The sequence below is a fragment of the Leptolyngbya sp. NK1-12 genome, assembly GCF_032598965.1.
In the GTDB taxonomy this organism is placed as follows: Bacteria; Cyanobacteriota; Cyanobacteriia; order Elainellales; family Elainellaceae; genus Elainella.
Genome location: NZ_CP053586.1, coordinates 4005523 through 4020179, shown reverse-complemented (window position 1 = coordinate 4020179; position 14657 = coordinate 4005523). Strand labels below are relative to the sequence as shown.

General features: G+C 49.8%; 11 protein-coding genes. 8 read left to right on the top strand and 3 right to left on the bottom strand.

The window, feature by feature from the left end; all coding sequences use genetic code 11:
• Window positions 1–22 precede the first annotated feature (22 nt).
• The 8 genes from HJG54_RS17020 to HJG54_RS16985 all read left to right on the top strand — a co-directional run bounded on the left by HJG54_RS17020 (window position 23) and on the right by HJG54_RS16985 (window position 9353).
• Window positions 23–1468, top strand: a complete 1446-nt coding sequence (locus tag HJG54_RS17020) for an oligosaccharide flippase family protein (RefSeq protein WP_316430173.1) — start codon at window positions 23–25, stop codon at window positions 1466–1468.
• 5 nt (window positions 1469–1473) lie between these two features.
• A complete protein-coding gene (locus HJG54_RS17015) occupies window positions 1474–2439 on the top strand; it encodes a class I SAM-dependent methyltransferase (protein ID WP_316430171.1) in 966 nt (321 codons plus the stop codon).
• A gap of 5 nt (window positions 2440–2444) precedes the next feature.
• Window positions 2445–3590, top strand: a complete 1146-nt coding sequence (locus HJG54_RS17010) for a glycosyltransferase family 4 protein (RefSeq protein WP_316430170.1) — start codon at window positions 2445–2447, stop codon at window positions 3588–3590.
• Between the two features lie 26 nt (window positions 3591–3616).
• Window positions 3617–4888, top strand: coding sequence for an O-antigen ligase family protein (locus tag HJG54_RS17005; RefSeq protein WP_316430168.1), 1272 nt, complete (start codon window positions 3617–3619; stop codon window positions 4886–4888).
• Window positions 4889–4997: 109 nt separating this feature from the next.
• Window positions 4998–6095, top strand: coding sequence for a glycosyltransferase family 4 protein (locus tag HJG54_RS17000; RefSeq protein ID WP_316430165.1), 1098 nt, complete (start codon window positions 4998–5000; stop codon window positions 6093–6095).
• 55 nt (window positions 6096–6150) lie between these two features.
• Window positions 6151–6933 (top strand): WecB/TagA/CpsF family glycosyltransferase, encoded by a 783-nt coding sequence (locus tag HJG54_RS16995; RefSeq protein WP_316430163.1) that lies wholly within the window; start codon window positions 6151–6153, stop codon window positions 6931–6933.
• Between the two features lie 121 nt (window positions 6934–7054).
• Complete coding sequence (locus tag HJG54_RS16990; protein ID WP_316430162.1) at window positions 7055–8014, top strand: NAD-dependent epimerase/dehydratase family protein; 960 nt, start codon at window positions 7055–7057, stop codon at window positions 8012–8014.
• Window positions 8015–8159: 145 nt separating this feature from the next.
• Complete coding sequence (locus tag HJG54_RS16985; RefSeq protein WP_316430161.1) at window positions 8160–9353, top strand: endo-1,4-beta-xylanase; 1194 nt, start codon at window positions 8160–8162, stop codon at window positions 9351–9353.
• 88 nt (window positions 9354–9441) lie between these two features.
• Here the strand turns inward: HJG54_RS16985 and HJG54_RS16980 are convergent, their stop codons facing one another.
• The 3 genes from HJG54_RS16980 to HJG54_RS16970 all read right to left on the bottom strand — a co-directional run bounded on the left by HJG54_RS16980 (window position 9442) and on the right by HJG54_RS16970 (window position 14054).
• Window positions 9442–11649, bottom strand: coding sequence for an ATP-binding protein (locus HJG54_RS16980; protein ID WP_316430159.1), 2208 nt, complete (start codon window positions 11647–11649; stop codon window positions 9442–9444).
• A gap of 178 nt (window positions 11650–11827) precedes the next feature.
• Window positions 11828–12334, bottom strand: a complete 507-nt coding sequence (locus HJG54_RS16975; protein ID WP_316430157.1) for a response regulator — start codon at window positions 12332–12334, stop codon at window positions 11828–11830.
• A 508-nt stretch (window positions 12335–12842) separates the two neighbouring features.
• Entirely contained in the window at window positions 12843–14054 is a 1212-nt protein-coding gene (locus HJG54_RS16970; RefSeq protein ID WP_316430155.1) for a sensor histidine kinase, read from the bottom strand.
• Window positions 14055–14657 lie beyond the last annotated feature (603 nt).

Here is a 14657-nt window from a genome sequence, read left to right as displayed (position 1 = left end):
GCCTATCCAGGCTCAGCATTATATGCCAGGGCAACGCCAACTGATTGGAAACTCTTTTTCTGTAATCCTCGGACGTCTCACTCAAGGCGTAACTAGCTTCATCATTACGGCAGCAATTGCTCGATCGCTTGGTTCACAAGCGTTAGGGCAATATCTCATTGGATTCACTTACTATTTCATTTTCATGAGCATTATCGCTCAGGGGTTCAGAACGCTGTTTATTCGTGAACTCTCGCGCAATCCCTCTGATGCTCCTATTTGCTTAGTTAGTGGTACCCTTTTACAGTTGGTCGCCAGTTTAATTGGTTATATTCTATTATGCATAACCATTTTTTTGTTTCCCTATAGTGATGAAACATCGATAGTTTGCTATATTATTGGTCTAGCAATTATTCCCTTCTCGCTCTCCAATATTCCTGAAGCAATTATGCAGGCTCAGGAAAAGATGCATCTGATCGCTATCAGCACTGTTCCCATTTACATCCTGCGAGTTGGAAGCATTATTTGGGCGATGGAGTTAGGGTTTCAAATCAACCAAATTGCTCTGATCTTTGTGCTCTCAGAAACTCTAATTCTACTAATCGAGTGGGTTTTAGTGCTGAGACTGGTGCAGCCAAATTGGCGAATTAACTGGCGGTTTATTCGTCAGACAACAGGCTCAGTCCGAACATTTTTGGCGCTATTTGCGATTGATGTGCTCAACTCTCGGCGACAGCTTTTGATCTTGTCAGTATTTGGTAGCGAAGCACTTGTGGGGCTGTTTGGCGGTATTTTGCAATTTATGATGCCATTTGACATTGTCAATCAAGGAGTCCTCAATGCCGTTTTTCCAAGACTTTCTAAGGCGGCAAGTTCAGGTGGAAACGGCTTGCGGCGTCCGGTTGAGCAGCTGTTGGAGGTGTCCCTGTGTCTTGCTGTGCCCTACGTAATTGGCTTGTTTTTTATCGGTAAAGAGCTGTTGGCCCTGGTCTATCAAAATCGTGAGTTTGCCGATACCAGCATTCCTCTGAGCTTGGTGGCTATCTCATTGATTGTGATTGCGCTGTGTTCGCCCTTGAGTCAGGCGTTGGTGGCCGGTGGTCTGGAGCGAATCAACCTGCGCGAAGTCATTGTTAATGCCTTGATTGGCGGAATAATCAGCATTGTTCTCATTTCCCGCTATCAACTGATTGGCGCAGCATTGACACCCATAATCACCGCTTCGATCAGCTTGGGTCAATTTGCCTATTCGGTTCATGTTCGTCTATTCCAAGTCAATTTATGGGCAGTGATACGGCGTCCCCTGTTCGTAGGAGGATTTATGTTGCTCGTATTTATGGGACTACAGCAGTTAGAGCAAGATGTTTTATTGAAGGCGGCAATGGCCACCGGTCTCTATAGTTTGTTGATCATTGGTATGGGCATCCATTTACTGGGAGGACCCAACATAGTGTTAGCCAAACTGTTGACAAAATACCAGAAATCATAGATCAGATGACTTTTGCGACGGAGATTGTCATGGAGCCAAGAGGAAAACAATTAGTCGAACGGTATAAGCAGAATTACAGCATCACAGACAATTTTGACATTAGCGAACAGATGGTGCTGGCCCATTGGGAATTAGAAAAACAGTTGACCAAAGAACTGCTCAACTCAACGCTAGAAAACCGCTGGCAGGTGTTTGAAAATTCCTATACGCGGCTCTACCAAGAGCTGGAGTGGCTGAATCGGGCTCGCCAAGGTCAAAACGATGCCACAGAAGACTACGAAACCTGGGCCAAAACGATTGGTGCACCACCTCAAACTGTTTATGAAATCGGGTCAGGGCAGGGACAGTTGATTCAGTATTTGGCCAGCTGTGGTTTTGACTGTAAAGGGACCGAAATTACCAGGGAACGGGGGCAAAAGCATCTGAACAATCCGGCTGCCAATATTCAATGGGGCCAATCCGATGGCGTTCATTTAGAACGATTTGAACCGGATGGCCATTACGATGTGGTGATCTCTAGTCAGGTGATTGAGCATCTCCACCCAGATGACCTCAACGCCCATTTCAAAGGCTGTTACAAGATTCTCAAACCGCAAGGCCGCTATATTTTCACGACGCCCCACTGTTACACGGGTCCCCACGATGTTTCCTCCGTTTTCAACTACGACGTCTCCAGGGGCATGCATTTGAAGGAGTATACCTATGCTGAATTACTGAAGCAATTGCAGGCGGCTGGCTATCGCCAAGTCTATGCCTCCATTCCCCTCAAGTTTCGGCGGCTATTTGCTAAGCTGCACCTGCATCAAGAAGCGCAGATGATCAAAGTGGGTGAGGTTTATCTGCAGCTGCTGTTAGTGACAGAGGCAGTGTTGGGCTTGGTTCCCCAGCGCAAACTGCAGCGATCGCTGAGCAAATTCCTGAAGCAGCTCTTACTGTTCCGAGACAACATCTTCCTGGTTGCCCAGAAATAAGACCCATGCTCAGAGTTGCCTTATTACATTTTTGCTTTGAAGATTACACAGTTCAGTTAGCCAATGCCTTGACTGAATTCGCTGAGGTAATTCTAATCCACCCTGAGCAACTTTCGGCTCTGCATCGCAGCCACCTGAATGCCAAGATAAAAACCGTTGGCTTCTGGAAACCTCGCATTCGGGACGGACGGAATCTCTTGGTGCTGCGGCAGCTCAGACAGGTGCTGCAGGACCTCCAGCCTGATGTATTGCATGTGCAGGAAACCAACAATTTTTGGTATGACCTATCGCTGCTGTTTGGTCAATTGCCGCCTCTCGTCACCACCATTCATGATGTGTTTCGGCATCCCGGTGATCAGGATCTGAAATTTGGCTCCGAATACACCCGCCGCATTGCCTACTACCGTTCCCAGCATCTAATTGTGCATGCGCAATCTATCAAAGATGTCCTAATCAATCAGTTTAGAGTACCCCAACACCGTATCAGCGTTTTGCCGCATGGTGAACTGGGCAGTTTGTATACATCCTTTGCAGTCCGCCAATATGAGACTAGTTCTGAGAACATAGCCCATACTATTAACCATTGCATCCGTGAACCCTATACGTTGCTATTCTTTGGGCGAATTTGGCCCTACAAGGGGCTGCGGTTTCTCTTGGAGGCCATGCCGCTGGTAGCTCAGCAGTTTCCTCAGGTAAAGCTCGTGATCGCAGGTCGAGGTGATCCGATCGAGCGGTATTTCCCCAATGGTTATGATCCCAAGCGCTATGAGCTTTTGAATCATTTCATTCCGTTTGCAGCTGTAGCAGAGTTATTCCAACGCAGTACTGCCGTGGTTCTACCCTATACCGAATCCTCTCAAAGCGGTGTTGCGGCCATTGCCTATGCGACAGGAACCCCGGTGATTGCGTCTCAGGTGGGTGGATTGGCCGAAATGATTCGTCACCAGCAGGACGGTCTACTCGTGCCAGCGGCAGATGGGCTAGCTTTAGCCAATGCCATCAGTGGCCTATTGGGAGATCCTGAGCTGCAAAATCAGTTGCGAACCGCCGCCTTAGCCCGTTGCCAAACCGATTTGAACTGGTCCACCATTGCCGCTCAAACGGTTGAAATTTATCAAAAAGTTCATCAAAAAAGCCGTCAGGCGGTTTGAGTTCTCTGAGCCAGGGGTCTATCTACATGAAAAAACTGCTGAGTGTTGCCGAACCAATCTTCACCGTGCTGGCGCTCCTGGTCTACACAGGAGGTCCCTTGGTTGTCATCCTATCAGGCGGCAAAAGCGAAGGGCAGCAGGGACCAACGCCCGATTTCATGCTGGTAAAACTTCTGTTTCAGCTGATCTATATCATCACGTTTCTACTGCTGCTGCCGCACTGGAAGCGAGCGCTCTATATCCTGTTCAAGGAAAAGACGATCTTGCTGACAGTCAGCGTCATCTGGGCGTCAATCTTCTGGTCTTCCTCACCTACGCTCACAATCAACCGAGCTATAGCCGTCACGGGTACAACCCTATTCGGAGTCTATCTCTCGACTCGTTACAGTCTAAAGCAACAGCTACAGTTACTGGGTTGGGCCTTTGGTTTGGCAATTGGGTTGAGCATTCTGTTTGCTGTGGTATTGCCCCAATATGGCATTATGGGCGGAACCCATGCCGGAACATGGCGGGGCATCTACACCCATAAAAATGGTTTGGGTGCCATGATGGCCTTGAGCACTACCGTATTCCTGCTGTTGGCGGTTGGGTTCAGGGCTAGCCGCTGGCTTTGGTGCGGTATGGGGGCTTCGTTTGCGCTATTGCTACTGTCCAAATCTTCGTCGCCCCTGGTGCATTTGCTGGTATTGCTGCCTGCTTTTATCATCTTTCGCACCCTGCGCTGGTACTACACCCTGCGGACCGTTGCCCTCAGCTTAATCGCGGTGGTTGGGTTGAGCCTGACGACGTTGATCCTGCTGTATGCAGAAAGCCTGGTGCGTTTACTGGGCAAAGATCTCACATTCACAGGCCGCTCAAAGCTATGGGTCTACAGTTGGGATCTGATCCAGCAACGACCCTGGTTGGGCTACGGCTATGGCTCCCTCTGGAAAGACTGGTACAGCGAAACCAGCTATGTTTGGCGAGCAGTGGGTTGGGAAGCCCCCAGTGCCCACAACGGATTTTTGGAACTCTGGTTGGGGTTGGGCCTATTGGGAGTCAGCATTTTCCTGGTGCAGTTCCTGACGGGCTTGGCAAGGTCGGTGGCGCTAGTCAGCCAGAGCCGAACGCCGGAATTCTTTTTGCCGCTGATGCTCCTCCTGTTCACAATTCTGGTCAATCTTACCGAAAGCACATTCTTGGACCGCAACACTATTTACTGGGTGTTGTATAGCGCAGCCATTTTGTCACTAGTTGTTCGCCATCAGCAGGAGCCACTCACCGCTGCCAAGCTACAGTGGCAAGATTGTCATGCCTGATTGACTCTGATTGAATCTACTCGAAGCTGAGATAAAAAACTTGATAAAAATCAAATAGAGCTATCTGAAAATGAATACGTTTGCTAATCGAAAATTTATCAGAGTATTAATGTTAGGCGCAGGGTTGGATGTCCAGGGCGGCATTACTTCGGTAGAAAAGCTGATGCTAGACTACGCGCCACCGGAACTTAGAATTCATCATGTGCCTACGTTCGCCAAGGGGTCTGCGACTCGCAATGTCGCCGTTTTTTTGGGCGCGATTGCTACCCTGATTCAAGCGTTGAGCCGCAATCAGACCGATCTGGTGCACATTCACTTTTCCGATCGAGGCAGTACGTTTCGTAAGCTGATTCTGGCCTTTATTACCCTGTGTTTCCGTAAGCCGTTCGTTTTGCATTGCCATGGAGCGGCCTACCGAGAATTTTATGCCCAGTTACCTCGTGTTGTGAAGGGGTTGATTATCGCTGGGTTCAGCCAATGTGCAAAGTTTATTGCCCTGTCCGAAAGCTGGCGCGATTTTTACTCAAAAAGCTTTCATCTCAGCCCAGATCAGATGGTCGTGCTGCCCAATCCGGTCGTGCTGCCAGCCGAAGTGCCGGATCGCAGCCAGCAGCAAACCATTACCTTTGTGTTTTTAGGTCGGATTGGTGAGCATGGGGGTGCCCTCGATGCGGTGCGTTCAGTGATTGCCTTTCCGCGTCAGGACAAGGGGGCTTTTGATCTGATTCGGGCCTTTGCTGCCCTACCTGCATCGGTTCGTGCTCAGGCTCGACTGGTATTGGCTGGGAATGGAGATGTGGAACAAGCCCAAACCCTAATTGCAAATTTAGGACTTGCCGATCGGGCGGTGGTTCACGCTTGGGTCAATCCAACGCAGCGCGATCAGCTGCTCGCAAATGCCAGTGTGTTCGTGTTGCCGTCCTACAACGAGGGGCTACCCATGTCGATGCTGGAGGCGATGGCCTGGGAATTGCCGGTGATTGTAACGCCAGTGGGCGGAATCCCAGAAGTGATCACATCAGAACGAAATGGCATATTAGTGCAGCCAGGCAATCTGACAGAATTGATAGAGGCAATGAAGCGATTAATCCAAGATTATCAACTGCGGAACGAACTAGGCATTACAGCACGAAATACAGTCCGAGCATTAGATGTAAAGCACTACATGCAGTCAATGCTGAAACTTTATGTTTCGACCTTGGAATGATTTTGACTAAATCAAGCGTAGATTTTGCAAATTTGAGCATACGGAGCAGTATACGATGAGATACAATTTTATTGGTGTTGATGTAGATGTGATCACCTACAAGGAGTTGTTTGCTAAGTGTGAGCAATGGCTACAAGACAAATCGGCTCGCTCGAAGCATGTTGCTTGCGTCAATGTCAACTGTGTAGTTGAAAGTTACCTGAACCGTGAGATCAAAGAAATTTTTACGAAAGCCGATATTTCCGGTCCAGACAGTATGCCGTTTGTCTACTGGATTCGGTTGATCACAGGTCAAAAGTGTGACCGGCTCTATGCCCCTGACATCATTCTCAATCTTTGCCGCATTGCAGTTCAGCGGGGATACCGGCTCTATCTCTACGGTGGGGCAGAGGGAGTTCCAGAAACAATGCAGCAATTTTTGCAAAGCAAGTTTCCTGGGCTGCAAATTGTAGGCACCTACTCGCCGCCATTCCGCCCGCTCACACTGCAAGAAGACGCCCTGGTGTGCGAGCAGATTCGTCAGGCCAATCCAGATTTCATCATCGTTGGTTTGGGATCCCCCAAACAAGATCAGTGGATTCAGGATCATCTCAGCAAAATTCCCGGCACAATCATGATTGCTTCTGGAGCTGCCTTTGATTTCTTTAGTAACCGCATTCCCCAGGCACCCTACTGGATTCAGCGGTCGGGATTTGAATGGCTGTTTCGGCTGACACAAGATCCAAAGCGACTGTGGAAACGCTACACCGTCTACAACTTCGTGTTTATTTGGAATTTCTTGCTGCAACTTTTGCGCCTGAAACGATTTGACAGTATTCGTGTTCCTCAAAATAACTAGTTTCGTTTGAGTCTTGCTTGGCTAGCAGATGCCTGTTTGGGTCGATCCGTTCACCACAGGTGCAGAGTCCGTCTGTCAATTTGCGCAGACCCACCCGATTTACTCAATAGAGGATGAAAGCATGAAAAGAGTGACTGTAACTGGAGCTGGTGGCTTCATTGGTTCTCACTTGGTCAGCCGTTTGAAGCAAGAAGGCTGCTGGGTCAGAGGCGTAGATATTAAATATCCAGAATTTAGTAAAACCGACGCGGATGAATTTGAAATTTTAGATTTACGTAAACGCGATGATTGTTTGCAGGCGATGCGGAATGTAGACACCGTATTTTCTTTGGCTGCCAACATGGGCGGAATTGGCTGGACCCACACGGCTCCGGCGGCAATCATGCACGACAATCTGCTGATCTCGACGAACACCCTAGAAGCCTGCCGGATCAACGAAGTTGAAAATATTTTCTATGCATCTTCAGCGTGCGTTTACCCCAACTACCTACAGGAAACCAACGATAGTCCTGGTCTGAAGGAGGACAAGGTCTTTCCAGCCGATCCTGACATGGAGTACGGCTGGGAGAAACTCACCTCCGAGATTCTACACGGAACTTACAAAAAGTCTTACGGGCTGAATATCAAAATCGCCCGCTTCCACAATATCTATGGTCCACTCGGCACCTATGATGGAGGTCGGGAAAAGTCACCCGCTGCCATCTGCCGCAAAATTGCCAAAATTCAAGGGGTAGAAGGCATCATCGACGTCTGGGGTGATGGTACCCAGGCTCGTTCCTACTGCTATGTGGATGACTGTGTCGAAGGCTGTCTACGGATTATGCGCTCCAATCTCGACCGGCCAATCAACTTAGGTTCGGATCGGATGGTGACGATCAATGAGCTAATTGACATTGTGTCGGAAATTGCGGGTAAGCGGGTGCATCGCAAATACGATTTGTCTAAACCCGTTGGCCCCAAAGGCAGAAACTCAGACAACACGTTGATCCAGGAGCTATTGGGTTGGGCACCCAGTATTTCCCTGGAAGCCGGACTGCTCGAAACCTATAAGTGGATCAGCGCTCAGGTCAACCAGTTTTGATCAACCAGTTTTGATTAGGAGCGAGGAACCTGGAGCTGGGCTACGGCCGTCACATCTTATACCCATAAGCGAGAACTACGCACGCTATTCAGGCGGCTAAATTTCTCCTCCTGGCTCCGTTTCTATCCTGATTACGGTTCCACCCATGCCTCAACATCAATTCACCCGCCGTCGTGCGCTGTGGCTGGGCTTAGCGGCCCTCACGGGATTGGGCACCAGCACCGTTGCTCGAACAATCACGACGGCCCAAACGGCGCTGCGGAATAGTCCGGCCGCGTCGCTGGACAAACTGGCGCGTCAGACTCAGGTCACGGGTGAACAATCACTGCGCCAACGGGCTAAAGCAAAGGGTTTAATTTATGGAGCCGCTGCCCGTCGCGCTAATCTATTTACCGATCCAGCGTTGGCCAAAGCCTACCAGGCCGAGTGCGGCATTCTGGTGCCAGAATGGGAGCTAAAGTGGTCCTCTGGTGATGCGCGGCTACGTCCAACCCTGCAAACCTTCGATTTCTCGCGCTCGGATTGGATGCTCAGGTTTGCCCAATCCCACGACATGCAGATGCGCGGCCATGTCCTGGTTTGGCATTTGGGTTTACCCGACTGGTTCGAGGAACAGGTGAATCGCCAAAATGCTGAGCAAGTGCTAGTACGGCATATTCAAACTGTAGCGGGTCACTATGCCGGTAAGCTGCACTCCTGGGATGTCGTGAATGAAGCGATTGAACCGAACAATCGGCGTGCCGACGGCTTGCGCATCACCTCCTGGCTGCAACTGCTCGGCCCCGACTATCTGGATTTGGCGTTTCGGGCGGCGGCAGCGGCTGATCCCCAAGCTAAGCTAACCTACAACGATTACGGCTTAGAATACGACCGGCCCGATCACGACGCCAGACGCAGAGCTGTGCTCAAGCTACTAGAGCAGCTAAAAGCTCAGGGAACCCCAATCCATGCCTTTGGCCTCCAAGCCCATCTAGAAGGGCACGAAACCCGCTTTAACCCCAACAAGCTGCGGCGATTTCTAGCCGATGTAGCTAGTTTAGGGTTGGAGATTTATATTACCGAACTGGATGTAATCGATAACCGATTGCCGCGCCATCCAACGAACCGTGATCGTCTGATCGCCCAAGCCTACGAAGATTTTCTGACGGTAGCTCTGGATGAACCGGCAGTGAAGCTGATCGTCACCTGGGGCTTGAGCGATCGCTACACCTGGTTGAGCGATTTTCATCCCCGTTCCGATCGGGCGGCGGTGCGGCCCTTGCTACTGGATGCTAACCTAAACCGAAAGCTGGCCTGGCACGCAGTGGCTAGAGCGATTGACCAGGCTCCGTCTCGTTAGCCAACTGAACTTAATTTTGCAAGTTGAACGTAGTCAAGCATTAACCCAATATCATCACCAGAGTTCAACACGTGCTCAGACACCCTGCTCAATTCAATTCAGTTCGTCCTGATAGGGATGCCACTACGGCAATCAATTCAATCGGTTCAACGGGTTTAGTCAAATAGGTTTGAAATCCCGCCATCAGGGCAGCGGTGCGATCTTCAGGACGGGCGTAGGCCGTCAGGGCAGCAGCAGGCAGTTGACGGTAGGCTGAGGTTCTGATCCGACGAATCAAGCTATAGCCATCTTCATGAGGCATGGCAATATCGCTGATCAAGACATCGAATTCGGCCTGTTCCATCGCCTGCAGAGCTTCTTGAACCGAGGCGGCGGCTGTTGTTTCGGCCCCGCAGTGCTGCAACACCGTCGTGAGCAGTTGACGTGCGTCTGCTTCATCGTCCACCACCAAGACCCGCACACCATTCAACTGCGCCATACACTCGAACGGTGTACTGCGGCGCGGGGTAGACGTCAGGGCCGGTTCGTTATGCTCGATCCGAATTGCATTCAAGGGCAGGCTAACCGTAAAGGTAGATCCCCGCCCAACTCCCGGACTCTCGGCTCGAATCGTGCCGCCATGCAGTTCGACTAAATGCCGCACAATTGCTAGGCCCAAGCCCAAGCCCCCATAGCGACGAGTGGTGGTGCTGTCTGCCTGCCGAAACCGATCGAAAATAAACGGCAGAAAGTGGGGAGCAATGCCCTGTCCCGTATCTTTTACTACAATTTCCACCTGAGCTTGGCGCCGCTTCAAAGCCACATCAACTCGGCCTCCCCTCGGCGTAAATTTGATCGCATTGGAGAGCAGATTCCAGACAATCTGCTGCAGCCGATCCCGGTCGCCCAAAATTGGCCCTACTGTGGAATTCAAGTCTGCTTTGATCTGAATTGCTTTTGCTTCGGCAGCTAGATACACAGTATCGATGGCGGCAAAGATCACAGCCGTCAAATCCACTGGACAAACATTCAGCCGCAGCTTCCCGCTAATAATCCGGGAAATGTCGAGTAAATCTTCGATTAGCTGAGCCTGAGTTTCAGCATTGCGTTCAATCGTTTCCAAGGCGCGGGCGGTGGTGCCTTCATCAAACTGACGGCTCCGCAGCAGTCTGGCCCAGCCCAGAATCGAGTTGAGGGGCGTGCGGAGTTCATGAGAGCAAATCGACAAAAATTCGTCCTTAATCCGGTTGGCTTCTTGAGCAGCTTGGTAAAGGCGCGTGTTTTCGATAGCTACAGCAGCCATCTGGGCCAACTGCACCAACACGGCCTGATCGCTTGGACTAAATTCTCCGCCAGCTTTGTCAGAAACATGAATCAAGCCAATGTTGACCCCTTTACGTCCCACTAACGGCGTAGCTAAAACTCCCCGCATGGGCGGATGTTGACCAACCCGACGGCTAAAAGCTCGCCAGATGGGATGGGAGGTCAGATCAGCTTGGGACAAATTCAACGGTTGGGTGATGTGATGCACCAAGGTAAAAATGCCGCAAGAATCGGGAATTTCATGGGGCTGCCGCCAATTTACATGCTTATCTGAGTAGGCAATCACTTCCGTCGCCTGTCTGCGTTCCTCATCCAATACCAGACTGATAATAGCTTGATGGGCATTAGTCAACGAACGCGCCTGTTCTGCAATTAGATTCAGCGATTCATCGAGCGAATTGGCGGAATTGATCGCTAAGGCTGCTGCCATTAAGCCTTGCAGTTGAGCCACATACTGCTGCGAGTTCTGCACAGCTTTGTAGAGCGAGGTCTCGGCTTGCTTGCGGTCAGTGCAGTCTCGCATCACCTTGATGAAGCCCTGCAACGCTCCGCTTGAGTCCTGTAAAGCCGTGACAACGCCCGATGCCCAAAAGCGAGTACCATCTTTGCGACGATGCCAACGCTCGTCCTCGGCTCGACCTTCAGTACGGGCAGTGGCTAATTCCTGTTGTGGCGCTTGAGCAGCGATATCCTCTGGCGTGAACAACAGGGCAGTAGGTTGCCCAATAAATTCTGCTTCCTGATAGCCTAGGATCCGCTCAACTCCAGCATTCCAGGTGGTGATACAACCATTTGGATCCAGGGTAAATATTGCATAGTCTTTCACTTCAGCCTGGATCAGCCGAAACCAGGTATCTGGATCAAGGCGAATGCCGTTTGGGCCGCACAGATGCTGGCTCGTTAAGTTAGTAAGCTGAGTTTCTAGCTCAACTACGCGCTGACGGAGCAGGTTGAGTTCAGCAATCGACTGTTGAATTTTTGCTTCATCATTCATTGATATGCCTCCTCCAGACCAGCAGCAGGTTAGGCAAATTAAATCTGCTGGGGAAGCGGTCCAACCCCAGCAAATCGACAATCTCACCTATCCTTCATTCTGAGAAGTAGGAGACACTGTAAACACTATCACTAGATATAGAGGCAGATCGCTCCAAGGGGGAATTCTGCTTCGCTGCTTAACAATCTCGATTGGGCCGGCCCAAGTTAGCTACGGCGGCAATCAAGCGCTCAACGTCAAAGGGCTTAAATAGATAGTCCTGGAACCCGGCAGCCAGCAACTCGGTACGGTTCCGTTCATTGGCGGCAGCGGTTACAGCAATGGCTGGAATCTGTCCGCCCTGTTCGGGTGTCAACGTTCTGATTTGCCGAATCAGCGTCCGCCCATCTCCATCAGGCAGCACAATATTACTGATCAAAACATCGCTTTGCTGGCGTTCCAAAATCTCTAACGCTTCACGGACTGAGGCCACAGCAACCACCTCGGCACCACCATCTATTATCAGAATATCGCTGAGTAACTGTCTGGCTGATGGATCATCCTCCACAAGCAGAATCCGCAATCCTGCTAGTGCAGGTGCGTTTGCGGTAGGTTGGAGGTTGGCAGGTGAAGGATCTGAGGCTAGATCTGAGGTTAGATCTGGGGGTAACTCATTGGGCAACTCGTTGTTCTGATTGCAGTTCATAAAGCCATCTGCACTAGATTTGCACTGGAACACACTATTCAGAGATACGACTCCGGAACACGATCCTGGAACGCACTCTAATTTATCAAGCTGTTGATTAAACGAACTTGATTAAACAAACTTGATTATTTAGTTAACCTAATTTCAACGTTTGCGCCAGGTGGATGACTACCCTCACTTCACAGGTAAACCTTTATGAGGAGACAAACCAATTACCAGTAGTGACCAGCGACCAATCCAGTGATTGAGCAAACCGATAGCGCAGACCATTAATCCCTCAGCAGGCCAAATGCCTCATCTTTGATAGTTGATTTTGCCCATTTACCTGATCGGCTTTTCGCTGTATGACTGGTTTGAGATTGAATCAGCTTATTCCCAAACGCGTTCATTATAAAATCTAGGTTAAATTAAACAATTAGTCCTTCACTGAGGTCCAGAACTATTTGAAAGATATTCAATAATTGTTGAATTTGGTGTACTCAAAATGAGCAATCAGTAGCGTCTAAGATCATTTTACGGACGCGCTCGGCTGGTACTCTTTCACTTCAATTGGCAGTATCACCGTGAATGTAGAACCAGTCCCAACCTGAGATGCTAACTGGATCTCGCCCTGCATTAGCTTCACAAGTTGAGCCACAATTGCTAGCCCTAAGCCTGTACTGTCTGAATTGCTAAACGAATCGGGAGGGCGGAGCTGTACAAACGGATCAAAAATATGTGCCTGTTCTTCTGGTGCAATGCCAATTCCCGTATCAATTACAGCAACTTCCCATTTTTCCTGATCGAGGGTACGAGCCTGAATTGTAATGTTGCCCGTTAGCGTATAGCGCACTGCATTACTCGCCAAATTGATCAAAATTTGCTGCAAGCGCAACGGATCCACCACCACCTGGGATGGAGCCAGGTCATAGTCCACCACCAATGTCAAGCCGCGAGCATCAGCCAGGGGTTGAATTACCTCAACCACAGAGCGAATCACCGAACCCACTTCAGTTGATACTAATTGCAGCGGCATCCGGCCAGCCTCACAGCGCGACAGCTCCAGCGCGTCGTTTATCAAACGTAACAACTGCCGACCATTGCGCAACACTCGCTCAATATGCTCTAAGCTGGGGACCGTATCCCTAGTTTGAGCTTGGCGCTGCTGCCGCAAAAATAGCTCAGAGTAGCCGATAATTGAATTCAAAGGGGTTTTTAGCTCATGGGTCAGTACCGACAAGTTATCTTGGTTGGCTCTTGCTAAGCGAGTCAGCTCCTGATTGGTCAATGCTAGCTGAGATTGAAGCTGTTCGAGTTCCTGCAGCCGTTCCTGCACGTAGCTTTTAAAACATTGGGCGATCGCTGCGTCCACTACTGCATTGATCAATGTCATAGCCCGAAATAATTCTTCCGGACTGCCTTGCAACAAATCTTGCCGCAGGTTCGCCAGAATAGCAGAGCGTAATAAATGATACTCACGAGCAATTTCGGTGGGATCAAAACCTTGTTCAGCTCGTAATGCTCCATGCTGTAAACTGGCGACTGCCAATGTTTCTATATCATTTTCTTCTTCGTGGGAAAGAACAGTTGTCAAAGCCATCAGGACATGCGGAATGTGATCTCGAATTGCAACCGCAGACAGGTGGTCCGTGCTTTGAATTTGCCGATCTCGCTTGACTGCCTCAACCCATTGGTTTGCAATCGTTTCAGCACGCTCTTTCAGTAATTGGCTAAAGTCCATGATTGAGAAAAGTTGAGGAGCTGCACAAATGATTCCACTTGATCAGTCTAGCGGTTTTGCGGCCCGATCGCTTCAAGAGATTAAGCCACTTGTTGGCTGCCATTTAGCTGCTATTGAGCTACCATTGCTTTGACCAAAATTGCTTTGACCAAAACAGGGACTTTAGGCGATCGTGACCCTTCCACATCGGAGCTGTAGATTGCTACTCAGCAAGAGCGGTATTCCAGGATGCGGGAACCAACACCACCATGATTACGTCTCTAGTCTTACGTCTCTAGTCTATAGACTCCTAGTTTAATGGCTTCTAGCTTAACGGTTAGACTGTTGAGGTGGACCGATGAAGACTACCCATACCGCAATTTTAGAACTCGATTTCTTGTGACCCAATTATTTTGTAAATGCGCAATAATTGCTGGATCCAAGCACAGGCTAGCTCTGCTTGTAGGTTACAGCTCAAATCCGCTCTCGATTGGCCTCAGAATTGGTCTAGAATTAGCTCAAGATTAGCCGCCAACTTCTCAACATAGCCAAGTCAATGAGTGGTAAAAGTAAAAATTTTGCAGTAGTCTGTGAAGAGTAAGTAGAGTATCTTAACCCGTCTGG

Bases quoted from the DNA above. Each gene is read 5' to 3' on its own strand.
- HJG54_RS17020 (WP_316430173.1), top strand. From the start codon at position 23: ATGCCAGGGCAACGCCAACTGATTGGAAACTCTTTTTCTGTAATCCTC.
- HJG54_RS17015 (WP_316430171.1), top strand. From the start codon at position 1,474: ATGACTTTTGCGACGGAGATTGTCATGGAGCCAAGAGGAAAACAATTA.
- HJG54_RS17010 (WP_316430170.1), top strand. From the start codon at position 2,445: ATGCTCAGAGTTGCCTTATTACATTTTTGCTTTGAAGATTACACAGTT.
- HJG54_RS17005 (WP_316430168.1), top strand. From the start codon at position 3,617: ATGAAAAAACTGCTGAGTGTTGCCGAACCAATCTTCACCGTGCTGGCG.
- HJG54_RS17000 (WP_316430165.1), top strand. From the start codon at position 4,998: ATGTTAGGCGCAGGGTTGGATGTCCAGGGCGGCATTACTTCGGTAGAA.
- HJG54_RS16995 (WP_316430163.1), top strand. From the start codon at position 6,151: ATGAGATACAATTTTATTGGTGTTGATGTAGATGTGATCACCTACAAG.
- HJG54_RS16990 (WP_316430162.1), top strand. From the start codon at position 7,055: ATGAAAAGAGTGACTGTAACTGGAGCTGGTGGCTTCATTGGTTCTCAC.
- HJG54_RS16985 (WP_316430161.1), top strand. From the start codon at position 8,160: ATGCCTCAACATCAATTCACCCGCCGTCGTGCGCTGTGGCTGGGCTTA.
- HJG54_RS16980 (WP_316430159.1), bottom strand. From the start codon at position 11,649: ATGAATGATGAAGCAAAAATTCAACAGTCGATTGCTGAACTCAACCTG.
- HJG54_RS16975 (WP_316430157.1), bottom strand. From the start codon at position 12,334: ATGAACTGCAATCAGAACAACGAGTTGCCCAATGAGTTACCCCCAGAT.
- HJG54_RS16970 (WP_316430155.1), bottom strand. From the start codon at position 14,054: ATGGACTTTAGCCAATTACTGAAAGAGCGTGCTGAAACGATTGCAAAC.